The organism is Deltaproteobacteria bacterium (assembly GCA_035063765.1).
Taxonomy (GTDB): domain Bacteria; phylum Myxococcota_A; class UBA9160; order UBA9160; family PR03; genus CAADGG01.
The window spans coordinates 1-24,552 of sequence record JAPSFT010000015.1; the positions used below are offsets into that span (position 1 = coordinate 1).

A 24,552-nucleotide genomic window follows, 5' to 3' on the forward strand; every position below is an offset into this window, starting at 1 on the left:
GCGTCGCTGGGTCAGGCTTGCGCCCATTGCCCAAGATTCCCGACTGCTGCCTCCCGTAGGAGTCTGGGCCGTGTCTCAGTCCCAGTGTGGCTGATCGTCCTCTCAGACCAGCTACCCATCGGAGCCTTGGTGAGCCGTTACCTCGCCAACTAGCTAATGGGACGCGGGCCCATCTCGTAGCGATAGCTTGCAAGCAGAGGCCATCTTTTCCCGCGAGGCCCGAAGACCTCGTGGGCTCATCCGGTATTAGCCCAGGTTTCCCCAGGTTATCCCGGACTTCGAGGCAGGTTGCCCACGCGTTACTCACCCGGATGCCGCTGTACTCAGGGCCGAAGCCCCTTTCTCGCACGACTTGCATGTCTTAGGCACGCCGCCAGCGTTCGTTCTGAGCCAGGATCAAACTCTCCGGTTTGAACCTTGGCGACGACGCGAACCGAAGCCCGCATCGTCCGATCTGCGCCGAAGACCCGGCCGGCTAAGAACCAGGTCTCCGGTTGAACGGGGATCGAATGCATTCATCACCGTCCTGCGGGCATCCCCATGCCCGCTGGACCGCACGCTATTCGGTTTTCAAAGACCGGGCGAAGCCCGCCGCGGGTCTGTCGAGGACCCGCGAGGCGTCGGCGATCCGCCGATCGAAAATGGAACCGCCGCTCCCCTCGATTCCACCCGATACGAATGGATGAACCGGGCGGATGGGAGCGGCGCCTGAGGCCGACCTGCCCCAAGCAGGAAGCGCACTATACGGGTGCGATTCGCGAGCGTCAATGGGCCCCGGATCGCCGCAGTTGCACCTCCATGTCCGCCCCCGAGGGGTCAGCCGTTTTCCCACCGCGTCACGTGCCAGCGCTTCTTGCCGCGGCGCAGGAACATGAGCCCTCCGGCCAGGAGGTCGCCGGTCGAGGCGCGCCGATCCGCGGCGACCCGGTGCCCGTTGAGTGCGATCGCCCCCTGCTCGAGGAACTCCCGCGCCTGCCGTCGCGAGCTGGCGAGTGGCGTCTGCGGCAGGAGATCCAGCAGCGGCACGCCGTCGCCCGCGAGCAACGAGAGGTCGTGCTGGGTGTGCGCGAGCTCTGCCGCCATCTCGCGAAGCGTTGCTCCGTCGAGCGCCTCGAGCACGCCGTCACCGAAGAGCGCCTCGCTCGCCGCCTCGACGCGTGCTCGTTCCGGCTCGCCATGCAGGAGCGCGGTCATGTGGCGCGCGAGTGCCCGCTGCGCCTGTCGCTTCTCGGGTGCTGCGGCGTGCGTCTCGACGATCGCGACGATCTCGTCGCGCTCGAGGAGCGTGAAACGCCGCAAGAAGGAGGGCACGTCTGCGTCGGCCACGTTGATCCAGTACTGATAGAACGCATAGGCGCTGGTGCGATCCGTGGTGAGCCAGACCGGGGCGCCCTCGCTCTTGCCGATCTTGCGGCCGTCGGCGTGGGTGACGAGGGGAGCGGTGAAGCCGAAGGCCTCACAGTCGTGGCCCAGCGTGCGGTGGATCAGATCGATTCCGGCGGTGATGTTCCCGTACTGGTCCGAGCCCGCCATCTGGACGCTGCAGCCGAAGCTCCGGCGCAGGTGCAGGAAATCGAAGGCCTGGAGAAGCATGTAGCTGAACTCGGTGTAGCTGATCCCCTGATCGCGTCGCTCGAGCCGCTCGCGCACCGACTCTTTCTGGATCATCGCGTTGATCGAGAAGTGCTTCCCGACCTCGCGCAGGAAGTCGACGAAGCGCAGCTCGCCCAGCCACGAACGGTTGTCGAGGATCCGCGCGCCATGCGGCGCCGCGGCGTCGAAGTCGAGCACACGCTCGAAGATGCGCCGCTGGGATTCGACGTTCGCTGCGACGCGGTCCACGTCGAGCAGGAGGCGCTCGCGGTCCTTGCCCGAGGGATCGCCGATCAGACCCGTCCCGCCACCCATGACGACGAGGGGACGATGGCCGGCTCGCTGCCAGTGGACGAGCAGCAGGATCGGGATCAGGTGGCCGATCGTGAGGCTGTCGGCGGTCGGATCGAAGCCGCAGTACCCCGTGCGCCCGCGCGACTGCAGGTGCGCATCCAGCGCCTCTTCGGCGGTCCGCTGGTAGAGGAGGCCGCGCCAGGCGAGCTCGTCGAGGAGAGCCTTCATCGGGCCGGGAACCTAGCTCGGATCACGAGCGTGGTCCTCCGGAGGCGTCGCGCGCCCGGCAGCACCGGAGTCCGCGCTCGGTGAAGACGCCGCGCACCCGTCGATCCGTTGCGGTGACGGGAACGCGTTCCAGGAGCTGGGCCTCGAAGGCAAGACCGAAGAGGTCGCGAACGCCGGGGGGCAGAGAGCGGTCGTACCAGCCGCTGCCCCGGCCCAGGCGTGCGCCCCATCGGTCGAAGGCAACGCCAGGAAGGAGCACGAGGTCGTCTTCCCGCAGCGGGGTGGCCGGCGCCTCCGGCGGGGGCTCCAGCACACCGAAGACGCCCGGAGCGAGGATCGATCGCTCGGAGACGGCCGCGAACTCGAGCCGCTCGGAGTCGGCGGCACGCGGCAGCAGCAGCGCGTGGCCACGCGCGAGCAAGGCCCCCATCAGCCGGTCCGTCGGAAGCTCATCGGGCAGCGCGGCATAGAGCGCCACGCGCCGCGCGGGGCGAAGTCCGGGCCAGGCCAGGACGTGACGCGCCACGGCGTCCCCGGCGAGCGTGCGACGCGCCGGGTCGATGCGCCGGCGTAGCGTGCCGATCTCCCGGCGCAGGCGCTCCTTTTCCGCGGCGATGGACACGGATCAGGCTGGCGGCGGGTCGTCCTGGAGGAGCGTCTCGACCCGCTCCGTGAGCTCGCGTAGACGCGGCGCCAGCGCGCTCTCACTGTGGCGTCCCGCGCGTTCGACCAGGAGAGCTCGCGCCAGGTTGACGGCCGTCATCATCGCGAGCTCCCGGCTGTCGACGGCGCCGGTGCGGTCCCGCAGGCGGCCCATCGTCTCGTCCACCAGGCTCGCCACCCGCTGCAGCTCGCTCGGGTGGGCGTCGGTGCGGATCCGGATCTCCTGCCCTAGGACGCGAATCGCGATCGAGCGCTTGCCCGCCACCGTCAGGCGCCGCGAGCCGTGAAGCGGTCTTCGATCTGGTCGATCTGGCCGACGAGATCGTCGATGCGCTTGGCGACGTCGCTCCGCAGCTGGTTGCCCTGCCGCAGCTCGGCCTCCAGCTCCGCCACGCGCCGCTCGCTCCCGCGGAGTGCGCTGGCGAGCCTCGCGTTCTCCCGTCGCAGCCGGGCGTAGCGGCTGGCCAGCTCGAGCACGGCCTTCTCCAGCCGCTCGTAGTCCGGAGCCGAGTCCCCATGGGATTGCGGGCCGCGAATGGAGTCCCCCGATCGCGAGCTCGATCCTACCGGGGAGGAAGGAAACGCGTCAAGCGCGATCTCTCCACCCTGCCGCTCGTGCGCAGCGCGCTCAGACGAAGGCATCGCGAGACTGGAGCAGGGAGTGGCGGACCAGGTACTGGTCCACGGCGCGTGCCGCCTCGCGCCCCTCCCAGAGCGCCCAGACGACGAGCGATTGCCCCCGCCGGCAGTCCCCGGCAGCGAACACGCCGGGCTCGCTGGTGGTAAAGCTCCGGGTGTCGGCAGCGACGTTGCCCCGTGCGTCCAGGCGGAGGCCGAGGCCCTCGAGCAGTCCCTGCTGGACCGGCTGCGCGAAGCCCATCGCGAGCAGCACGAGGTCCGCCGGGATCTCGAACTCGCTCCCGGGCACCTCCTCCATCGGGCGGCGTCCGGTCGCGGGATCCGCCTCCCCGAAGGCGAGGCGCACCGCGTGGAGCCCGGTCACGCGGCCGTCCGCGCCCGAGAGCCGCTGGGTCGCGATCGCGAACGCGCGCTCGCCGCCCTCGTCGTGCGAGCTCGAGGAGCGATACATGAGCGGCCAGAACGGCCACGGTGTGGACGGGTCGCGCCGGGCCGGCGGCCGCGGCAGGAGCTCGAGCGAGGTCACCGACTTCGCGCCCTGCCGGTGGGAGGTGCCGACGCAGTCGGAGCCCGTGTCGCCGCCACCGAGGACGACCACGTGCTTGCCCGTGGCCACGATCTCGTCCTCCACGGGGATCCGCTCGCCGGCGACCCGCCGGTTGTTCTGGGTCAGGAACTCCATGGCGAAGTAGACGCCCCGAAGCTCGCGGCCGGGAACCGGGAGATCACGCGGCACCTCGCAGCCCGTGCAGAGCAGGACCGCGTCGAAGCTGCGCCGCAGCTCCGCCACCGAGAGGTCCACGCCGACGTGGACCCCCGTCTGGAAGGACACGCCTTCCTCGCGGAGCTGCTCGAGCCGCCGGTCGATGATCCACTTCTCGAGCTTGAAGTCGGGGATGCCATAGCGCAGCAGGCCGCCGATCCGGTCGTTCTTCTCGAAGAGCGTCACGCCGTGCCCGGCCCGCGAAAGCTGCTGGGCCGCGGCCAGCCCCGCCGGCCCGGAGCCGATCACGGCGACCGAGCGGCCGCTGCGCCGCTCGGGCCGCACCGGCGTGATCCAGCCCTCCTCCCAGCCGCGCCGGACGATCTCCCATTCGACCTGCTTGATCGTGACGGGGGCCTGGTTGATCCCGAGCACGCACGCGGTCTCGCACGGCGCGGGGCAGACGAGGCCCGTGAACTCGGGGAAGTTGTTGGTCGACAGCAGGCGGGTGAGGGCGTCGCGCCAGTGGTCGCGATACACCAGATCGTTCCAGTCGGGGATCAGGTTTCCGAGCGGGCAGCCGACACTGCAGAACGGGACGCCGCAGTCCATGCAGCGCGCGGCCTGCGTGCGCACCTCCTCGGGCGAGGGATCGAGCTGCACCTCGTGCCAGTCCCGCACCCGCTCCTCGACCGGCCGCAGGGGCGTGTCCTTCCGCCCGAACTCGAGGAACCCGGTCACCTTAGCCATCGCCCGTCCTCGCCCCGATGCGCGCATCGAGCGCCAGCTTGAGATCCTTCGGGAACACCTTGACGAACTTCGGTGCGAAGTCGTTCCACTTGCGCAGCACCTCCTCCGCCCGCTCGCTCCGCGTGGACTCGAAATGCCGGCGCACCAGACGCTGGATGACCTCCTCGTCCTCGGGGGTCAGGGGCTCGAGATCCACGCGCTCGGCGTTGACGCGGCTCGGGAAGGCGCCGTCCAGGTCGAGCACGTAGGCGAAGCCCCCGCTCATGCCGGCCGCGAAGTTCCGCCCCGTCCGGCCGAGCACGACCACCCGCCCGCCCGTCATGTACTCGCAGCCGTGGTCACCCACCCCCTCGACCACCGCCTGCGCACCGCTGTTGCGGACGCAGAAGCGCTCACCGGCCATGCCCTGGAAGTACGCCTCGCCCGAGGTGGCGCCGTAGAGCGCCACGTTGCCGGTGATGACGTTCTCCGCCGGGTCGAAGGCTGCACCACGCGGAACCCGGACCACGATGCGCCCGCCCGAGAGGCCCTTGCCGCAGTAGTCGTTGGTGTCGCCGTCCACGTGGATCGTGATGCCGCGCGGCGCGAAGGCACCCAGGCTCTGGCCCGCCGACCCGTGGAAGCGCAGCACGATCGTGTCGTCCGCGAGGCCCTCCGGGCCGTAGCGGCGCGAGACCTCGGACCCGAGGATGGTGCCCACCGTGCGGTCCGTGTTGCGGATCGGGAGTCGGGCTTCGACCCGCTCGCCGGCTTCGAGTGCGGGCCTCGCGAGCTCGAGGAGCTGGACGTCGAGGACCGCGTCGAGACGGTGCTCCTGCTGCTCGCAGTGACGGATCGCGTGGGGCACGTCGGGGCAGTGCAGCAGCTCCGTGAAGTCGAGGCCGCGCGCCTTCCAGTGCGTCACGGCGCCGTCCACGGAGAGGCGGTCGGCACGGCCGACCATCTCCTCGACGGTCCGGAAGCCGAGCTTCGCCATGATCTCGCGCAGCTCGTCTGCCACGAAGAAGAGGTAGCGGACCACGTGCTCGGGCTGCCCCGCGAAGCGCTCGCGCAGCACCGGGTTCTGGGTCGCGATGCCGACCGGGCAGGTGTTCAGGTGGCACACGCGCATCAGGATGCAGCCGAGCGCCACCAACGGGGCGGTCGAGAACCCGAACTCGTCCGCGCCGAGCAGCGCTGCGATCGCCACGTCGCGGCCGGTCTTGAGGCCGCCGTCGGTCTGGACCCGGATCCGCCCGCGCAGGTCGTTCAGCACGAGCGTCTGCTGGGTCTCGGCGAGCCCGATCTCCCAGGGCAGCCCGGCGTGCTTGATCGAGGCCAGCGGCGAGGCGCCGGTGCCGCCGTCGTGACCGGAGATCAGCACGCCGTCGGCCTTGCCCTTCGCCACACCGGCCGCGATCGTGCCGACCCCCGTCTCGGCCACGAGCTTGACGCTGATCTTCGCCTGGCGGTTCGCGTTCTTCAGGTCGTAGATGAGCTGCGCCAGGTCCTCGATCGAGTAGATGTCGTGGTGCGGCGGGGGTGAGATCAGGCCCACCCCCGGCGTCGAGTGCCGCGTGCGCGCGATCGTCTCGTCCACCTTGTGGCCCGGCAGCTCGCCGCCTTCGCCCGGCTTGGCGCCCTGCGCGATCTTGATCTGGATCTCGTCGGCGTTGACGAGGTACCAGCTCGTCACCCCGAAGCGGCCCGACGCCACCTGCTTGATCGCGCTGCGCCGCAGGTCGCCGTTGGCGTCGGGTGCGAAACGACGCGGGTCCTCGCCGCCCTCGCCGGTGTTGCTCTTGCCGCCGATCCGGTTCATCGCGATGGCGAGCGTCTCGTGGGCGTCGAGCGAGATCGAGCCGTAGGACATGGCGCCCGTGCAGAAGCGCTTGACGATCTCCTCGGAGGGCTCGACCTCGGCGAGCGGGATCGGCTCCTCGGCGAAGCGGAAGCGGAACAGCCCGCGCAGGGTGCACAGGCGCTCGGCCTCGCCGTCGGCCGCCTTCGAGAACTCGCGGAAGGTCTCGTAGCTGTCCTGGCGCACCGCGTGCTGGAGCCGCGAGATGCTGTCGGGGTTGAAGGTGTGGCGTTCCCCGCGGCGCCGCCATTGGTAGAGCCCGCCCGGATCGAGCTCGGGGTAGGTCCAGCCGTCCCCTGCGAAGGCGCGCCCGTGGCGCATCGCGCACTCGCGCGCGATCACGTCGTAGCCGACCCCCGACACGCGCGACGCGGTGCCCGCGAAGCAGCGCGCCACCAGCTCGCGGTCGAGCCCGACCGCCTCGAAGATCTGGGCGCCCCGGTAGCTCTGCAGGGTCGAGATCCCCATCTTGGCCATCGTCTTGAGCAGGCCCTTGTCGCAGGCCTTCAGGTAGTTCTGCGTGCCCTTCGCCAGGCCCACCGAGGCCGGCACGTAGAGCTCGTCTTGCGCCAGCTCCGCCACCGTCTCCAGGGCGAGGTAGGGGTTGATCGCGCCCGCGCCGTAGCCGAGCAGGAGCGCAAACTGCGACACGTCGCGCGCCTCGCCCGTCTCGCAGATCAGGCCGCACTGCGTGCGCAGCCCTTCGCGCACGAGATGGTGGTGCACGGCGCCGGTGGCCAGCAGCATCGGGATCGGTGCGTGCTCGGGATCGACGCCGCGGTCCGACAGGATCAGCAGGTTCGCGCCGCCGCGGACCGCCGCCGCGGCCTCCCGGCACAGGGCGTCGAGCGCCTGGCGCAGGCCGTCGCCGCCTTCCCCCACCTCGAAGAGCGCGGGCAGCGTGCGGCAGGTGAAGCCGGGTAGCGCGATGGCGCGGATCCGCCCGAGCTCCTCGTCGCTCAGGATCGGTCGGTTGCAGCGCAGGAGGCGTGCGTGCTCGGCGGTCTCGTCGAGCAGGTTCTTCTCGGCGCCGAGCGTCGAGAAGAGCGACATCACGGTGCCCTCGTTGATCGAATCCATCGCCGGATTCGTGACCTGCGCGAAGAGCTGCTTGAAGTAGTGGTAGAGCATGCGCGGGCGATCCGAGAGGCAGGCCAGCGCCTCGTCGTTGCCCATCGAGCCGATCGCCCACTTCCCGTCCGCGACCATCGGTGCGATCAGGAGCCTGAGATCCTCGCTGGTGTACCCGAAGACCTGCTGCAACGCGAAGCGCTGCTCGGGGCCGGCGGGCTGCTCCGCCGGAACCGCGGCGGGCGGGAGGTCGTCCAGGAGCACGCGCCGGGTCTCCACCCATTCCCGGTACGGGCGCCGGGCGACGTAGTGCGCCTTGACCTCCTCGTCCTCGACGATCCGGCCCGCCTCGAGGTCCACGAAGAAGATGCGGCCCGGCTGGAGGCGTCCCTTGCGCAGCACCCGCTCGGGCGCGATCTCGAGGACGCCCACCTCCGAGGCCATCACGACCAGTCCGTCGCGGGTCACGATCCAGCGTGAGGGGCGCAGCCCGTTGCGATCGAGCACCGCGCCGATCTTGCGCCCGTCGGTGAAGGCGATCGAGGCCGGCCCGTCCCAGGGCTCCATCAGGAACGAGTGGTACTCGTAGAAGGCCCGCCGCTCCGGATCCATCTCGGCGTGGTTCTCCCACGCCTCCGGGATCATCATCAGGATCGCCTCGGGCAGCTCGCGGCCGGCCAGGCACAGGAACTCGAGCACGTTGTCGAACTGCGCCGAGTCGCTCCCGTCCTCCTTCATGATGGGATAGAGCTTGTGCAGGTCCTCCTCGCCGAAGAGCGAGGAGCGCAGGGTCCCCTCACGCGCGCGCATGGAGGCGCGGTTTCCCTTCAGCGTGTTGATCTCGCCGTTGTGCGCCATGGTGCGGAAGGGCTGCGCGAGATCCCAGGTCGGGAAGGTGTTGGTGCTGTAGCGCGAGTGCACCAGCGCGATCGCCGACTCGAGCGCCGGATCGGTCAGGTCCGGGTAGAAGGGCTCGATCTGGGTGGACATCAGCATGCCGGTGAAGACAAAGGTGCGCGGCGAGAGGCTGGGCACGTAGCAGAAGGCGCCGATCGCCTTCACGCGGCGCTCGAACACGCGGCGGATCACGTAGAGCTTGCGATCGAAGCCGTCCTCGTCGATGCCGTCGGCCGCGGCGACGAACACCTGGCGGATCACCGGCATCGCCTCGCGTGCGAGCCGGCCGATGCGCTCGGGGTGCACCGGCACGTCGCGCCAGGCGAGGAAGCGCTGCCCCTCGGCAGCCACGATCTCCTCGAACAGCGCCTGCTGGCGCTCGCGCGCCCCCTCCCCGGGCGCGAGGAACACCATGCCCGAGGCGTAGCGGCCCGCGGCAGGCAGCTCGATGCCGAGCTTCGCGGCCTCCTGGCGCAGGAAGCGGTCGGGGAGCTGGACCAGGATGCCCGCGCCGTCGCCCGTCTCCGGATCACAGCCACAGGCGCCCCGGTGCTCGAGCTTCTCGAGCACCTCGATGCCCTGGTGCACCAGTGCGTGCGACTTCTCCCCGCGGAGGTTCGCCACGAATCCGACGCCGCAGGCGTCGCGCTCGTTCGCCGGGTCGTAGAGCCCCTGGCGGGAGGGGAGTCCGTGGCGGGTCATGGGGGCTCCTTCGCGGTGCCGTCATGCCGGTGCCCCACCGCTGTGGCGGGTTCGGGGAGCCCGGCGCGTGCGGCGGGGAAGCGGCGCCTCCAGCCCGTCGAGGGCGATCCGGGTTCGCTCGGTGTGGGTGGAGAGCACGACCATCGTCTCGGTGCGGGTCACGCCGTCGACGCGGCGGATCTGGTCGATCAGCCGCTCGAGGGTTGCCGTGCTGTCGGTCTTCACCTTGACCATCAGCGTGTGCTGGCCCGTCACGTGATGGCACTCGAGCACGTCGGCCGCGCCTTCGACCTCCCTTTCGAAGGGCTCGAAGGCGCGCGGATGGTCGATCGAGACCCCGATGAAGGCCGTCACGTCCTTGCCGACGGCGCGCGCATCGACGAGCGCGACGTAGCCGCGCACGACGCCCGCGTCTTCGAGCTTCTTGATGCGCTCGACCACCGAGGAGGCCGTGAGATCGACCTGCTTGCCGATCTCGGCCAGGGGCAGCTTGCAGTTGCGCTGCAGCAGGTCGAGGATCGCCAGGTCGGTGGAATCCAGCTCGAGCGGCTCGGGTCTCTCGAATTTCATTCGGTCGAAACCACCTTCGGCCGAATGAATACGGAATCTAGACGCCATGCGTCAAGATGAAACCCTATGCGAGCTGAAATCCCTCGGGGGAGTCGACGAGGGCTCGCATCCGATCGGGGACGTTCGTGAAGAGGCCGTCCACCCCGAGCGCGAGCAGGCGCTCCATCTCGGCCGGGTCGTCGACTGTGTAGACGAGGACGCGCAGGCCGGCGGCATGGGCCCCGTCGACGAGCTCGCCGTCGACCAGGCACGCCTCGGGATGGAGCGCCTCCGCCCCGAGTGCCTGCGCGCGCGCCAGGAGGTCGCGGGGATAGCGCGGCGAGATCAGGAGGCCGATGCGGGCGGCGGGCTCCCGGCGGCGCAGGCGCTCGAGCACGGGGTCGTAGAAGGACGAGAAGAGCGTCCGCTCGAGGAGCCCGCGCGCGCGGACCGCGGCGAGGACGCCCTCCTCGAGGTCCGGGTAGTCGGCGCGCGTGCCGCGCTTGAGCTCCAGGTTGAAGGGGATCCGCGCCCCGAAGCCGTCGAGCAGCTCGTCGAGGGTGGGGACGCGGGCGCCCCGGCCGGCATCGAGAGCGCGCACGTCGGCAAGCGTCGCATCGGCGATCTCGCCCCGGCCGCCGAGCCCCGCGAGCTCCTCGTCGTGGGTCACGACGATGGCGCCGTCGCGCGTCCGGTGCAGATCCGTCTCGATCATGTCCGCCCGCTGTGCGACCGCCAGCTCGAAGGCGGGCAGCGTGTTCTCGGGCTGGTAGCCCGAGGCGCCGCGATGGGCGATCACCAGCGGGTGCGCTCCGCCGAGCGTGCGCCTCACGACTCGTCCCACGCGCGCGCCCGCTCGACCGCGCGCTTCCAGCCGGCGTAGAGGGCGTCGCGACGGGCGGCGGGGAGCTCGGGCTCGAAGCGCGTCGTCGCCTCGCCCGTGACGGATTCGAGCGCCGCGCGATCACGGAACACACCGACGCCGAGGCCCGCCAGCGCGGCGGCTCCGAAGGCGGTGACCTCGAGCATACGCGGCCGCTCGACCGGGATCCCCAGCACGTCGGCCTGGAACTGCATCAGGAACGCGTTGCGGCACGCGCCTCCGTCGACGCGCAGCGCCGACGGCCGCAGCCCGGCGTCGGCGGCCATGCACTCGACCAGGTCCCGGCTCTGGTACGCGATCGCTTCGAGCGTCGCCCGCACCACGTGCTCGCGCGTGGTGCCGCGCGTGAGGCCGACCAGCACACCGCGGGCGCGCTCGTCCCAGTAGGGAGCGCCGAGCCCGACGAAGGCGGGAACCAGGTAGACCCCGCCGTTGTCCGGAACCGAGCGCGCCGCGGCCTCCGTCTCGGCCGCGTCCGCCACGATCCGCAGGCCGTCGCGCAGCCACTGCACCGCCGCACCGGCCACGAAGACGCTTCCTTCCAGCGCGTACTCGAAGCGCCCGCCGATGCCCCACGCCACGGTGGTGACCAGGCCGTTCGTCGAGGGACGCGGGGCATCCCCGACGTGCTGGAGCAAGAAGCAGCCGGTGCCGTAGGTGTTCTTGGCGCGGCCCGCCTCGAAGCAGCCCTGCCCGAAGAGCGCGGCCTGCTGGTCGCCCGCGATCCCGGCGATCGGGATCGAGCGGCCGAACCACTCGGGGTCCGTCTCGGCGACGACGCCGCTCGAGTCCACCACGCGCGGCAGCAGGGCGCGCGGGATCCCGAGCGCCTCGAGCAGCACGGGGTCCCAGTCGCGCGTCTCGATGCCGTAGATCATCGTTCGCGACGCGTTCGAGGGATCGGTCGCGTGGACCCGTCCATTCGTGAGCCGGTGGATCAGCCACGAGTCGACGGTGCCGAAGGCGAGCTCGCCGCGCTCGGCGCGCGCCTGCGCGCCCGGCACGGCGTCGAGCACGAAGCGGATCTTGGTGGCCGAGAAGTAGGCGTCGATCACGAGCCCCGTGCGCGCGCGCACCTCGGGCGCGAGCCCGGCCGCCCGCAGCCGCTCGCAGATCGGGGCGCTCTGCCGCGACTGCCACACGATCGCGCGGTGGATCGGCTCGCCGCTGCGGCGGTCCCAGACGACCGTGGTCTCGCGCTGGTTCGTGATCCCGATCGCGGCGATCTCGGCGGCCGGCACGCGGGCCTGCGCGAGCACCCCGCGCGCCGCGCGGAGCTGGCTCTCCCAGATCTCGGCGGGATCGTGCTCGACCCAGCCCGGCTTCGGAAAGTGCTGGGGGAACTCGTGCTGGTCGACGGCCACCATCCGGCCTTCGCGATCGAAGAGCAGCGCGCGCGAGGAGGTGGTGCCCTGGTCGAGGGCGAGCAGGTAGCGGCTCACGGCCGCGGCTCCCTCACGCGGCTCCCTCGTCGGCGGCGAAGAGCGCGTCGACGAACTCCTCGGCCCGGAACGCGCGCAGGTCCTCGACCCCCTCGCCCACACCCACCCAGTGCACGGGGATCCCGAACTCGTCCGCGAGCCCGACCAGCACGCCGCCCTTGGCGGTGCCGTCGAGCTTGGTGAGCACCAGCCCGGTGACGCCGGCGGCCTCGAGGAAGACGCGCGCCTGGGAGATCGCGTTCTGGCCGGTGTTCGCGTCGATCACGAGCAGCGTCTGGTGCGGCGCGCCCGGGCAGTCGCGGCCGATCACGCGCACGATCTTGCGCAGCTCCTCGACGAGCGGCGCCTTCGTCTGGAGGCGCCCGGCGGTGTCGATGATCGCGACGTCCGCGTGGCGCGCGCGGGCGGCCTTCACCGTGTCGAAGGCGACCGCCGCGGGGTCGCCGCCGGCCACGCCCTTCACGACCTCGCAGCCCACGCGCCCGCCCCAGATCTCGAGCTGCTCGATCGCCGCCGCGCGGAACGTGTCACCCGCCCCGAGCACCACGCGGCGGCCCTCGCCGGCGTGGAGCGCCGCGAGCTTGCCGATCGTGGTGGTCTTGCCCGATCCGTTGACGCCGAGCACCAGCACCACGTGGGGGGCGGCCTCGATCGCGAGCGGCAGGCCCTTCGGCTCGACCCGCCGGAGCTTCTCGAGGATCGCCTCGCGGAGCACGCGCCGCAGGTCGCCGGCGTCGCCGCCGGCGGCCTGGCTGCGCACCGCGTCGAGCAGGCTCTCGGTGGTCCGGACGCCGAGGTCGGCGCCGAAGAGCAGGGCCTCGAGCTCGTCGAGCGCGTCGCCCTCGAGCCGGCGCCCCGCGAGCAGGCGCCCGAGCCCTCCGACGAGGGCACTCCGGGTCCGGGCGAGGCGATCGGCGAGCCGCGCCGGACGCGGGGCCGGGGCCGGCGGGGCGGCTGGCCGTGCGGGCGGCGCGGCCGGGGCAGCCGGTGCGGCTCGCGGAGCGGCGGCCGGCCGCGACGCTGGCGCCTCGACGACCGGCTCCGACGGAGCGGGAGCCACCGTCCGGGCGGGTGCCGGTGCGGCGCTGGCGAGCGGCGCTGGCGCCGGGACCGGGGTCTCCGCCGCCGGCGCAGCGATCTGCGGTGGGGACGGCGGAGGCAGCTCGATCGCGGCCTCCGGTGGCGCGCTGGGCCGGCGGCCGAAGACGAGGACGAGGGCGGTGAGCGCAACCGGCACCGCAGCGATCGCGAGCAACGCCCCGCGCGGGTGCGCCGCCAGCCACGCGAAGAACGGGCCCAGCCGCTCGAGCAGCGGGGCGAAGGCCTGGGCTTGCTCCATGGCCGGCGGAGGATACCCGCCGGTCCCGGCGCCGCCTCCCCGCGCGCCGCCCGCTCCGGCGGGCGCGCGGCCCGAGCCCCAGCGGCCGGCTACCCGTCGCGCAGCTGGACCGAGACCACCTTCGAGACGCCCTTCTCCTCCATCGTCACGCCGTAGAGCACGTCGGCGATCTCGATCGTCGCCTTGTTGTGCGTGATGACGAGGAACTGCGACTGCGCCGACATGTCCTTCACGATCTCGTTGAAGCGCCCCACGTTGGCGTCGTCGAGCGCGGCGTCCACCTCGTCGAGCAGGAAGAAGGGCGAGGGATGGACCTGGAAGAGCGAGACCAGCAGCGCAAGCGCGGTCAGCGTCTTCTCGCCGCCCGAGAGCAGGTTCACGTTCTGGAGCCGCTTGCCCGGCGGCTGGGCCAGGATGTCGACGCCAGCGTCGAGCACGTCCTCGGACTCGGTCAGCGAGAGGCTCGCCTTCCCGCCCCGGAACAGGCGCGGGAAGTTCTGCTGGAAGCGCTCGTTCACGGCCTCGAAGGTCTCGCGGAAGCGCTTGCGGCTGGCGCGGTTGATGCGCGCGATCGCCTCGCGAAGCTGCGCCACGGTGTGCTCGAGATCGCCCTTCTGCTCGCCGAGGAAGCGCTGGCGCTCGGCCAGCTCCTCGTGCTCCTCGATGGCGCCGACGTTGACCTCGCCGAGCGACTGCATGCGCCGGCCCACTTCCTCGAGGTGGCGCACCCGCTCCTCGCGCGGGCGCGTCGCCCACTCGGCGTCCGAGCGCGAGAGCCCGACCGGCTCCGGCGCCTCGCCCTCGCCCTCGCCCTCCTCCGCCGCCGCCGCGACGCCTTCCGCGCCGGCCTCCCCGGCCGCCGGCTCGATCGCGACGACCGGCTCACCGGGCGCCGGCGGCACCCAGCCCGCGAGCTCGAGCTGCCAGCGATCGCGCACCCGCTGCTCCACCTGCTCGAGGCGCAGCTCGCGCTCGCGCAGCTCGAGCTCGGTCGCCTGCACGCGCTCGCGCCGGGCGAAGGCCTCGCTCCGGAGCTGGCGCACCTCGTCCTCGCGGGCGCGCACCTCGGCGGCAGCCGCCTCGAAGCCGTCGCGGGCGCGGTCGGCGGCCTCCCGGGCGGTGTCCTCCGCGCGCAGCCGCTCGGCGAGCCGGCCGCGCGCCTCCTCGCTCGAGGCCGCGAGCTCGGCGCGCCGGGCCTCCATCTCCTCGATCTCGCGCTCGCGCCGGGCGATCCAGCCCTCGGCCTCGCGCGCTGCCTCGAGGGCGCGCCCCCGCACCTGGGCGGCCCGGTCGCGCTTCTCGGCCCGGGCGGCGTGGCCGACGCGGCGCTCCGTGAACGCCGCGTCGCAGCGTTGGAGATCCCGCCCCGCCTGCCCGATCCGGGTCGAGAGCGCGTCGAGCGCGCGCTGCGCCTCGCCTCGCTCGACGCGCTGCGACTCGAGCCGGCGGGCCAGCGCCTCGCCCTCGAGCTCCAGCGCCTCGCCCTCGGCGACCAGCTCGGAGCGCTCCGCGCTGCGGCCGTCCTGCGCCTCGAGCGTGGCCTTCAGCCGCTCGCGCGAGCGCTCGAGGTCCTTCTCGTGGCTCGCGACCGCGAGCGCTGCCGTGTGGTGGCGGTTGCGCAGGTTGTCGAGCTCGTCGGAAGCGTGCGCGAGCTCGGCCTCGGCCTCCCCGTGCGCCGCGACCAGGGCGGCGAGCTCGGCCTCGAGCACCCCGACCTCGCGCTCGAGGTCACGCACCTCGCGCGCGCGGGCCAGCACGCCGCTGCCGCTCGCGCTGCCTCCCGTGAGCACGCCGTCGGGCGAGAGCACGTCGCCGCCGGGCGTCACGAAGGTCGCCGGCAGGCCCCCCCCGCCGTAGACCTTGCGGACCTCGCCGAGGTCGGGAACCAGGTAGACGCCGCCGAGGAGCGTCCGCGCCACGGCCTCGTAGCCGGCCTGGACGCGGACGTGCTCGAGCAGCGGGGCCCCGAGCGGGACGAAGCCGCGCGCGCGCGGCACCTCGTCCCCGGCGTCGAGCACGAAGACGGCCCGGCCGGCGCCCGCACCGCGCACCTGCGCGAGCGCCGCGAGCGCCCCCTCGAGCCCGCTCGCGACCAGCGCCTCCGCGCGCTCGCGCAGCACCGCCTCGACCGCCCCCTCGGCCTCGGGGTCCACCTCGAGGACGTCGCGGACGAGGCCCCGCAGGCCGTGCGCCGCGCGGACGCCCTCGCCCTGCTCGACCAGGTGGCGCGTGCCCCCACCCAGGTCCTCGGCACGCTCCAGCACCTCGCGCAGCGAGCCGAGCCGGGCGCTGCGCGCCGAGGCCCGCTCGCGCGCCTCGCGCAGCCGCTCGCTCGCGCTGCGCAGCGCGAGCCCGGCGCGCTCGTGGCGCAGCGTCGCCTGGCGCAGCGCCGCCATCAGGCGGTCGCGCTCGCCGAGCAGGTTGTTGAGTCCCTCCTCGAGCCGCCGCTGCTCCTGCCCGGCGCGGCTCGCCTCGCCCTGCTGGACCTCGATCGCCTCGTCGGCGCTGCGCAGGCGGCGGGCGATCTCGTGGCGGCGGTCGCCGAGCGCCGCGATCCGGTCCTCGCCGCGCGCGATCCCGGTGAGCACCTCCACGAGCCGCGGGTTCAGCGCCTCGCGCTCGCCTTCGAGGCGCCGCAGCGTCTCGCCCGCCTCGCGCACCTCCGCCTCCGCCTGGGCCAGCGCCGACTCCTCGGTCGCGAGCTGCGCCTCGAGGTGCGCCAGCTCCTCGGCGGCGGCGCGCTCCTCGGCCTGCGCGGCGGCGAGCTGGGTGCGCAGGCTCGCGCGCTCCTCCTCGCGCGACTCGCGGGCGAGCGCCAGGGTGTCGCGTTCGCGCTGCTCGTACTCGATGCGGCTCTCGAGCTGCTTGATCTCGCCGCGCAGGGTGAAGAGCGCTTCGCTGCTCGCCACCACGGCGCGCTCGCGCTCGGCCAGCTCGAGGCGCACGCGCTCGAGCCCGGTCTCGCGCTCCGCCAGGCGCAGCTCGCCGGCCTGCACCTCGTCGCGCAGGAGCGTGAGGCGCCGGCCGGCGGCCTCGACCTCGGCCAGCAGCTCGCGCCGGTCGTCGGCCGCGAGCGAGAGCTCGAGCAGCTGCACGCGCGCCTGCAGGCGCTTGTAGCGCGCCGCCTTGCGGGCCTGGCGCTCGAGCGAGGCGATCTGGCGCCGGATCTCGGCCAGCACGTCCGACACGCGCAGCAGGTTCTGCTCGGTGGCCTCGAGCTTGCGCTCGGCCTCCTGGCGGCGCGCCTTGTACTTGCCGATCCCGGCCGCCTCCTCGATCAGGTGGCGCCGATCCTCGGGCCGGGCGGAGACGATCGAGGCGATCTGGCCCTGCTCCACGATCGTGTAGCCGCGGGTGCCGATGCCGGTATCGCGGAAGAAGTCGTGGACGTCGCGCAGGCGGCAGGGGGTCTTGTTCAGCAGGTATTCGGACTCGCCGCTGCGGTACAGGCGCCGGGCCACCTGGATCTCGGGGTAGCCGGCGAAGGCGGCCGGCGCGCGGCCCTCCGAGTTGTCGAAGGTGAGGACCACCTCCGCCATGCCGATCGCGCCGCGCAGCTCGGCGCCGGCGAAGATCACGTCCTCCATGCCCTTGCCGCGCAGGCGCCGCGGGGCCTGCTCGCCCATGCACCAGCGCATCGCGTCGACGACGTTCGACTTGCCGCAGCCGTTCGGGCCGACGATCCCCGTGATGCCCGGCCGGAAGCCGAGCACGGAGCGGTCCGCGAAGGACTTGAAGCCCGTGATCTCGAGGGACTTGATGCGCAACCGGGACCTCGGCCCCTACGGCGGCTCGGAGCGCTCGCCGGGTCGGGGGACGCCGGGCAGGAGGGGGGGCGGGGTACGCACTAGGTACCACCGGCGGCGGGCCGTTGGCAAGCCCTCAGACCGCTTCGCGGGCTTCGCCGCCGGCGGGCGAGCCCGTGTGCTCGTGCTCGAACTGGAGCCGGTAGAGCCGCCAGTACGCGCCGCGCCGGGCCAGGAGCTCCGCGTGGCTGCCCGACTCGACGAGCCGGCCGCGATGCAGGACGTGGATCGTGTCGACGTCCTGGATCGTCGAGAGCCGGTGGGCGATGACGATCGCGGTGCGCTGCGCGAGCAGCGCGTGCAGGCCCCGCTGGATCGCGAGCTCGGTCTCGGCGTCGACCGAGCTCGTCGCCTCGTCCAGCACCAGGAGATCGCCGCCGTGGGCGACCGCGCGCGCGAACGAGAGGAGCTGGCGCTGGCCGGCCGACAGATCGCTGCCGCGCTCGCGGAGCTCGCTGTCGAAGCCCCGCGGCAGGCGCGCGAGGAAGCGATCGGCCTCCACCAGGCGCGCCGCCCGCTCGACCGCGGCGCGGTCGAGGTCGGGGCGGCCCAGGGCGACGTTGGAGGCGACCGTCCCGCTGAACAGGAAGACGTCCTGGAGCACCGTCGCGATGCGCCGGCGCAGGTCGTGCTGGGGGATCTCGCGCAGGTCCACGCCGTCGAGCAGCACCCGGCCCCGGGTCGGCTCGTAGAGCCGGGTCAGGAGCTTGATGACCGAGGTCTTGCCGGCGCCCGTGGCGCCGACCAGCGCCACCCGCTCGCCGGGCGCCACCCGCAGGTCGAGGTCGCGCAGCACCCAGTCCTCGCCCTGGTAGGCGAACCAGACGTGCTCGAAGACGACCCCGCCGGTCGGCGTGCGGGCGGGCGCCGGGGGCGCCGGGGGCGCCGGCGCCGCGGGCGTCGCCGGGTCGCGCACCGCCGGCTCGGTGTCGAGCAGGTGGAAGATCCGCTCGCAGCTCGCCATCGCCGACTGCATCACCGAGTACTTCGCCGAGAGATCGCGCAGCGGCAGGAAGAAGCGCCGCATCCAGTCCATGAAGACGTAGAGCGTCCCGAGCGTGAGGCCGCCGCCGATCACCAGCGTCGCGCCGTAGCCGATGATGACCGCGGTGGCGAGGCCGTTGGCGATCTCGACCGCCGCGAAGAGCGCCGCGTCGTAGCGGATCGACTCGAGCCAGGCGTCCCGGTGCTCCGCGTTCAGGGCCTCGAAGTCGCGCTGGTTGCGAGCCTCGCGGCGGAAGAGCTGCACCACCTTCATCCCGGTGATCGTCTCCTGGATCATCGCGTTGATGCGCGCGATGCGGACGCGGACCTTGCGGAAGGCCTCGCGCACCCGGGCCCGGAACACCAGGGCGGCCGCAGCGAGGAGCGGGACGACCAGGAAGGCCACCAGCGCGAGCCGCGGCTCGACCAGGAACAGCACCACCGCGAAGCCGGCCATCTTGAGCACGTCGGTCACCAGGGCGACGATGCCGGCCGAGAACATCTCCGAGAGGTTCTCGACGTCGTTGGTGGCGCGCGTCACGAGGCGGCCGACCGGGTGGCGGTCGAAGAAGCCGAGGTGCAGCGCCTGGAGGTGGGCGAAGACGTCGCGCCGCAGGTCGCGCATCGCCGCCTGGCCGGTCTTCGCCATCAGCACCGCGTGCAGGAACTGGAGCGCGGCCCCGAGCGCCATCGCGAGCAGGTAGAGGCCGGCGAGCCAGGCGAGGGGGTCGATCGCGCCGGGCGGGGCCAGGAGCCAGCCGAGGCGGCCAGCCTCTGCGCCCTCACCCTGGACGCGATCGAGGCCCGCCTTGACGAGCCAGGCGGGCGCCAGCTCGAGCACGAACATCGGCGCCGTGAGCAGCAGCGTGGCGGCGACCTGGCCGCGATAGGGCGCGACCCAGCGCCAGAGCCGCGCCATCAGCCGGGCGTCGTAGGCCTTGCCGAGCACCTCCTCTTCGTGGAGGGCGTCCTGCGCTCGTGCCGCCACGCTCACGGCTGTGGGTCCCGCGTGGCGTCCGGGTCCGCCGCGTGCTCGGCGGCGTGGTCGAGCGCCGCGCCGAGCTCGTCCTCGAGCGCCTGCTCCCGTGCCAGGCGCGCGTAGAGCCCTCCCTGCGCCAGGAGCGCCCCGTGCTCGCCGCGCTCGACCACCCGCCCCTCGTCGAGCACCACGATCCGGTCCGCGTCCCGCACGCTCGCGACCCGGTGCGAGATCACGATCACCGTGCGCCCGGCGAACACCTCGCGCAGGCCGCGGCGGATCGCGGCCTCGGTCTCGGCGTCCACGCTCGAGAGCGTGTCGTCGAGGATCAGGATCCGGGGGCGCAGGGCGAGCGCGCGGGCCAGGGTCGCCCGCTGGCGCTGGCCGCCCGAGAGCATGACCCCGCGCTCGCCGACCAGCGTGTCCCAGCCGTGCGGGAGGTCCGCCACGTCCTTGGCGAGCTGGGCGCGCCGGGCAGCCTCCAGCACCGTGGCTCGCTCCACCTCGGCGAGCCCGTAGGCGACGTTCTCGGCCAGCGACATCGAGAACAGGAAGCCGTCCTGGGGCACCATCGCGATCGACGAGCGCAGCGCGCGCAGGGGGATCCGGTTGGCGTCGATGCCGTCGAGGAAGAGCTGCCCCTCCGGCACCTCGAGCAGGCGCGGGATCAGCGCGGCGAGCGTGGTCTTGCCGGACCCGATCGGGCCGACGACGCCCAGCACGCTGCCCGCCGGCACGTGCAGCGACACCTCGCGCAGCGCCTCCTCGCGGCCCGCCTCGTAGCGGAAGGAGAGCCCGCGGAACTCGATCTCGCCGCGCAGGCGCTCGACCGCCACGGCGTCGGGGCGGTCGGCGATCGAGGGCACCACGGAGAGGATCTCGTCGATGCGCTGCAGGGCGGCGCGCCCGCGCTGCACGAGCGCGAAGACCCAGCCCATGATGAAGGTCGGGAAGGTCAGCTCGTAGACGAACATCGCGAACGCGAAGAAGGTCGCGACGTCCATCTGGCCGGCGGCGATGCGATGGCCGCCCACGAGCAGCACGATCCAGGTCGCCGCGGCCGGGAGCATGCTCGCGATGGCCGGCATCGCGCCGTTGACCCGGATCAGCCGGACCTGCGCCCGGTAGAGCCGCTCGTTGGCCTCCTCGAAGCGCGCCGCCGTGGCCGCCTCCATCGCGTACGCCTTCACGGCCGCGATCCCGGCGATCGTCTCCTGGAGCTGCGAGCCGAGCCCCGCGAGGCCCTCCTGGGCGTCGAGGTTGCTGCGGTGCATCGAGCGCCCGAAGCTGCGCGCGATCACGACGAAGAGCGGGTACGGGATCAGCACCAGCGCGGCCAGCAGCGGGTCGAGCGAGAACATCGCGACGAGCACGAAGCCGTAGAGGATCGGCGTCTGCAGCACCGAGAGCACGCCCGGGCCGAGCATCAGCCGCAGCGAGCCCAGGTCGTTCACGCAGCGGCTCATCAGGTCGCCGGTGCGCCAGCCCTGGAAGAAGGACTGCGGCAGGCGCTGGAGGTGTGCGAAGAGGTCGTTGCGGATCTCGTACTCGATCTCGCGGGCGGCGTCGAAGAGGATCGTGCGCGAGCCGTAGCGGAGCGCTCCCCGCGCGAGCGTGGCCACGACCAGCGCCCCGCAGCGGCGCAGGATCTCGGCCTCCGGAAGCCCCTGCTCGACCGCCCGGATCGCCCACGCCACGAGCATCGGCACGCTCGCGAAGGCGGCCGCATAGCCGAGCGTCACGGCCGAGCCGAGGAGGTAGCTGCCGCGGTTGCGGCGCAGGTAGCCGGCGAGCCGGCGCCAGCCGCCGGGCGCCGGCGCACCCGCCTCGAGCGCGCCGGCCGGATGCGCCGCGGCGCTCACCGGCGCACCCAGTCCGCGACCCGCTCGCGATCGAGCCCGAGCCGCCAGGCCGCGAGCGCCAGCGCGTGGCGCCCGAAGGTCCGCAGGACGCCGCGCCGCAGGTAGCGCCGCGACGACGTCGCGACCGCGAGCGGGAGCTGCGCGAACCGGCCGCGGCGGCGCAGGGCGCGGACGAGGTCGAGGTCCTCGAAGATCGGCACGGCGGGGACCCCGCCGATCGCCTCGAGCACGCCGCGCCGCGCGAAGAGCGCCTGGTCGCCGTAGGGCAGGCCGAGCAGGCGGGCGCGCACGCGGGCTCCCCACTCGATCACCGCCATCGCCGGCGGGCGCGGCTCGTAGCGCAGTCGGAAGGCGCCGCCTGCCACGTGCGGGTCCGAGAGAGCGCCGCGGACGGCGCCGGCCCAGCCGGCCGGCAAGCGCGTATCGGCGTGAAGGAACACGACCGCGTCTCCTCGGCTGGCCCGCCAGCCCGCCTCCTGCTGCCGCGCCCGCCCGGCCGCTGCGGACAGGACGCACGCACCGGCCGCCCGGGCGCGGGCCACGGTGGCGTCGCGGCTGCCGCCGTCGACGACCCACACCTCGATGTCGCGATCGCCCGTCGCGAGCGGGGCCGGCTCGCGCGCGCACGTCTCCGGGGAGATCGGTCCGCCCGCCGCCCCGGCGCTCGCGATCGCGGCCTCGACCGAGGCGGCCTCGTCGAGGGTCGGGATCACGACGGCGATCCGCACCGGGCACACGGTAGCCGACCGGTTGACTCGGGGGTCGCCGCTCTTCTATCCATCCCGCGTGTCCCCTCCCGGCGCCCACGACGACGAGACCCGCGGCGGGAGCGCCCCGGCCTACGCCCGCGCCGGCGTCGACCTCGACCACGACGAGGGCTTCGTCTCCGACATCGCGAAGATCGCGCGCACCACCTTCCGGCCCGAGGTGCTCTCCGGGATCGGCGGCTTCGCGGGCCTGTTCAAGACCCCGGACCGCTACCGCGAGCCGCTGCTCGTGGCCAGCGCCGACGGCGTGGGCACCAAGCTCGCGCTGGCGGCCCGGCTCGGCCGCTACGACACGGTCGGGATCGATTGCGTGGCGATGGTCGTGAACGACCTGGTCGTGCAGGGCGCCGAGCCGCTCGTGTTCCTCGACTACGTGGCGATGGGGCGGCTCGACAAGAAGATCGCCGAGGACGCCCTGCGCGGGATCGCCGAGGGCTGCCGCCGCGCGGGCTGCGCGCTGCTCGGCGGCGAGACCGCGACGATGCCCGGCATGTACGGCGAGGGCGAGATCGAGCTGGTCGGCTTCGGCGTGGGCGTCGTGGAGCGCGACCGGGTGATCGACGGCTCGACGATCAGCGACGGCGACGCGCTGATCGGGATCGGCTCGAACGGCCTGCACAGCAACGGCTTCTCGCTGGTGCGGAGCATCGTCGAGGAGGGCCTGGCCACCGGCCGGATCGACCTGCTCGCGCAGAACGAAGAGCTCAACGGCTCGCTGGCCGGTGCGCTGCTCGCGCCGACCCGGATCTACGTGAAGCCGGTCCTGAACCTGGTGCGCGACTTCGAGGTGAAGGGCCTCGTGCACGTGACGGGGGGCGGCTTCCCGGGCAACCTGCCGCGCGTGCTGCCCAAGGGCGTGCGCGCGCGGGTCGACCTGGGCTCCTGGCCGCGCCCGCCGATCTTCGACTGGCTCCAGCAGCTCGCCGAGCTGCCGGAGGGCGAGATGCTGCGGGTCTTCAACTGCGGCATCGGGATGGTCGCGGTGGTGCCCGCCCTGCAGAGCCACGACGTCCTCGAGCGGCTCCAGGGGCTCGGTGAGCGCGCCTACCTGATCGGCGCGGTCGAGCGGCGCAAGCCCGACGAGCCCGACGACCCCTCGATCCGCTTCGTCCGGCCGCGGCGCGCGGGCTGATGCGCACCGTCTCCCTGTCGGGCCCCCGCTCGCGCACGCGGGCCCGCCGCTGGGACGTGGTGGTGCTCGGCAGCGCGCTGCCGGGCCTGATCGCGGCGATCCGGCTCGCGATGGGGCGGCTGCGGGTGCTGCTGGTCGAGGAGGAGGCAGCGGCGCGCCTGCCGACCGCCGTGCGCGAGCCCTTCTTCCTGGCCGGCGCCGCCCCGGGCGGCGTGCTCGACGCGTGCCTGCGCGCGCTCATGCTGCCGCTCATCGACCGGCGCCGGCTCCAGCCCCACCCGATCGCCTACCAGGTGATCCTGCCCGAGGCGCGGGTCGACCTCGGCGCACCCGCGCGCACGGCGGAGGAGCTGGTCTCCTGGGGTCTCGCCAAGCCGGAGCTGGCGCGCGCCCTGACGCGCGGCCTCGCCGAGGCCGCCGCCGCGGAACGCGACGCGCTGCTCGAGTCGCCGCTGGTGCGCGCGGGGCGCCTCGGCGGCCTCGCCCGCAGCGGCCGCCCCTCGCGCCACGCGCGTGGCCTCCCGGCCGAGCTGAGCCATCCCCCCGAGGCGATCGCGCCGCTCCTCGAGGCCCAGGTGCGCGCGCTCGTCAACGTCGGGACCCCCCAGGTGACTCCCGAGGCGCGCGCCCGGCTGCTCGGCTGCGCGCTCGAGGGCGGCACCGCCTGGGAGTCGGCCGACGATTCGCTGCTCGGCCTCCTGCGCCGGCGCTTCCAGAGCCTGCACGGCGAGATCCGCCTCCTGCCGAACCGCTTCGAGCTGGTCTCGATCGGCGAGCTGGCGGGCATCGCGCCGGCGCTCTCGGACGAGGTGTGGTGCGGGCGTTCGCTGGTGCTCAACGCGCCGGTCGGCCCACTCTCCGCGCACCTCTCGGGCGGCGACGGCGAGGCGCCCGACTTCCTGCCGGACGCGCTCCCGCTCCGCCACCGCGGCTGGATCGCGCTGCGCGTGCCGGCCGACGCGCTGCCCGAGGGCATGGCGAGCCGGCTCGTGCGGGTGCGCGATCCGCGCGCACCGCTCGAAGGCGACAACCTCGTGCGCATCGCGATCCATCCCGAGCGACACGGGCGCGACGTCGTCGTGGTCGCGAGCTTCCTGCTCCCGCCGGGCGCCGAGATGGACGAGGCGCTGGAGCGGGAGGTCGCGGAGGTGGTGCTCGACCTGATGCCCTTCGCGCGCGACCGGGTGCGGCTGCTGGCACCGCTCGTGCGCCCGCGCTGGGACGACGACCTGGCGCTCGAGGATCCCGCGCCCGGCACGGGCTGGCCCGGGGAGGTCGAGCTGCGGCTGGTGTCCCGGCCGCCGGTGTACCGGCTCGCCCGCGAAGCGGTCGGCGTGCTCGGGGTCGAGGGCGACTGCCTGCTAGGCTGGCGCGCCGGGGAGGCGATCCTCGCCGACCTCCACTGAGGCCGCCCCCCGGTTGCCGGCGC

At 73.3% G+C, this 24,552-nt stretch carries 16 protein-coding genes and 1 rRNA gene; 2 read left to right on the top strand and 15 right to left on the bottom strand.

The genetic code is table 11. The features are described 5' to 3' along the window. The 15 genes from OZ948_12460 to OZ948_12530 form a co-directional block, all read right to left on the bottom strand. Nucleotides 1-412, bottom strand: a 16S ribosomal RNA gene (locus tag OZ948_12460); the annotation flags it as partial. Nucleotides 413-816: 404 nt separating this feature from the next. Continuing rightward, the gene (gene tyrS, locus OZ948_12465) at nucleotides 817-2,115 is read right to left on the bottom strand and encodes a tyrosine--tRNA ligase (protein ID MEB2345546.1); all 1,299 of its coding nucleotides are present in this window, start codon (nucleotides 2,113-2,115) and stop codon (nucleotides 817-819) included. A gap of 22 nt (nucleotides 2,116-2,137) precedes the next feature. Continuing rightward, nucleotides 2,138-2,737, bottom strand: coding sequence for a 5-formyltetrahydrofolate cyclo-ligase (locus tag OZ948_12470; protein ID MEB2345547.1), 600 nt, complete (start codon nucleotides 2,735-2,737; stop codon nucleotides 2,138-2,140). Between the two features lie 3 nt (nucleotides 2,738-2,740). Then, a complete protein-coding gene (locus OZ948_12475; GenBank protein ID MEB2345548.1) occupies nucleotides 2,741-3,043 on the bottom strand; it encodes a cell division protein ZapA in 303 nt (100 codons plus the stop codon). A 2-nt stretch (nucleotides 3,044-3,045) separates the two neighbouring features. Next, nucleotides 3,046-3,255 carry a hypothetical protein gene (locus OZ948_12480; protein MEB2345549.1) on the bottom strand — a complete coding sequence of 70 codons (210 nt, stop codon included), beginning with the start codon at nucleotides 3,253-3,255 and terminating at the stop codon, nucleotides 3,046-3,048. Nucleotides 3,256-3,406: 151 nt separating this feature from the next. Continuing rightward, a complete protein-coding gene (locus OZ948_12485) occupies nucleotides 3,407-4,870 on the bottom strand; it encodes a glutamate synthase subunit beta (protein MEB2345550.1) in 1,464 nt (487 codons plus the stop codon). Next, nucleotides 4,863-9,380, bottom strand: coding sequence for a glutamate synthase large subunit (gene gltB, locus OZ948_12490; protein MEB2345551.1), 4,518 nt, complete (start codon nucleotides 9,378-9,380; stop codon nucleotides 4,863-4,865). The genes OZ948_12485 and gltB overlap by 8 nt, the downstream gene beginning before the upstream one ends. A 21-nt stretch (nucleotides 9,381-9,401) precedes the next feature. Further along, complete coding sequence (locus tag OZ948_12495; GenBank protein MEB2345552.1) at nucleotides 9,402-9,950, bottom strand: Lrp/AsnC family transcriptional regulator; 549 nt, start codon at nucleotides 9,948-9,950, stop codon at nucleotides 9,402-9,404. 64 nt (nucleotides 9,951-10,014) lie between these two features. Next, complete coding sequence (locus tag OZ948_12500) at nucleotides 10,015-10,761, bottom strand: glycerophosphodiester phosphodiesterase family protein (protein ID MEB2345553.1); 747 nt, start codon at nucleotides 10,759-10,761, stop codon at nucleotides 10,015-10,017. After that, the gene (gene glpK, locus OZ948_12505; protein ID MEB2345554.1) at nucleotides 10,758-12,254 is read right to left on the bottom strand and encodes a glycerol kinase GlpK; all 1,497 of its coding nucleotides are present in this window, start codon (nucleotides 12,252-12,254) and stop codon (nucleotides 10,758-10,760) included. The genes OZ948_12500 and glpK overlap by 4 nt, the downstream gene beginning before the upstream one ends. Before the next feature lie 13 nt (nucleotides 12,255-12,267). Next, complete coding sequence (gene ftsY / locus OZ948_12510) at nucleotides 12,268-13,593, bottom strand: signal recognition particle-docking protein FtsY (protein MEB2345555.1); 1,326 nt, start codon at nucleotides 13,591-13,593, stop codon at nucleotides 12,268-12,270. 89 nt (nucleotides 13,594-13,682) lie between these two features. Further along, on the bottom strand, nucleotides 13,683-17,360 hold the full coding sequence (smc, locus tag OZ948_12515) for a chromosome segregation protein SMC (GenBank protein ID MEB2345556.1): 3,678 nt from the start codon (nucleotides 17,358-17,360) through the stop codon (nucleotides 13,683-13,685). Nucleotides 17,361-17,475: 115 nt separating this feature from the next. After that, entirely contained in the window at nucleotides 17,476-19,371 is a 1,896-nt protein-coding gene (locus tag OZ948_12520) for an ABC transporter ATP-binding protein (protein ID MEB2345557.1), read from the bottom strand. Nucleotides 19,372-19,373: 2 nt separating this feature from the next. Then, a complete protein-coding gene (locus tag OZ948_12525) occupies nucleotides 19,374-21,224 on the bottom strand; it encodes an ABC transporter ATP-binding protein (protein MEB2345558.1) in 1,851 nt (616 codons plus the stop codon). Then, nucleotides 21,221-21,952 (bottom strand): TIGR04283 family arsenosugar biosynthesis glycosyltransferase, encoded by a 732-nt coding sequence (locus OZ948_12530; protein MEB2345559.1) that lies wholly within the window; start codon nucleotides 21,950-21,952, stop codon nucleotides 21,221-21,223. Before OZ948_12530 ends, OZ948_12525 begins: the two co-directional genes overlap by 4 nt. 58 nt (nucleotides 21,953-22,010) lie before the next feature. On the opposite strand from OZ948_12530, the gene purM reads away from it, so the two are divergent. Both purM and OZ948_12540 read left to right on the top strand, forming a co-directional pair. Continuing rightward, a complete protein-coding gene (gene purM, locus OZ948_12535) occupies nucleotides 22,011-23,123 on the top strand; it encodes a phosphoribosylformylglycinamidine cyclo-ligase (protein ID MEB2345560.1) in 1,113 nt (370 codons plus the stop codon). After that, on the top strand, nucleotides 23,123-24,529 hold the full coding sequence (locus OZ948_12540) for a hypothetical protein (GenBank protein MEB2345561.1): 1,407 nt from the start codon (nucleotides 23,123-23,125) through the stop codon (nucleotides 24,527-24,529). Before purM ends, OZ948_12540 begins: the two co-directional genes overlap by 1 nt. Nucleotides 24,530-24,552: the final 23 nt, after the last annotated feature.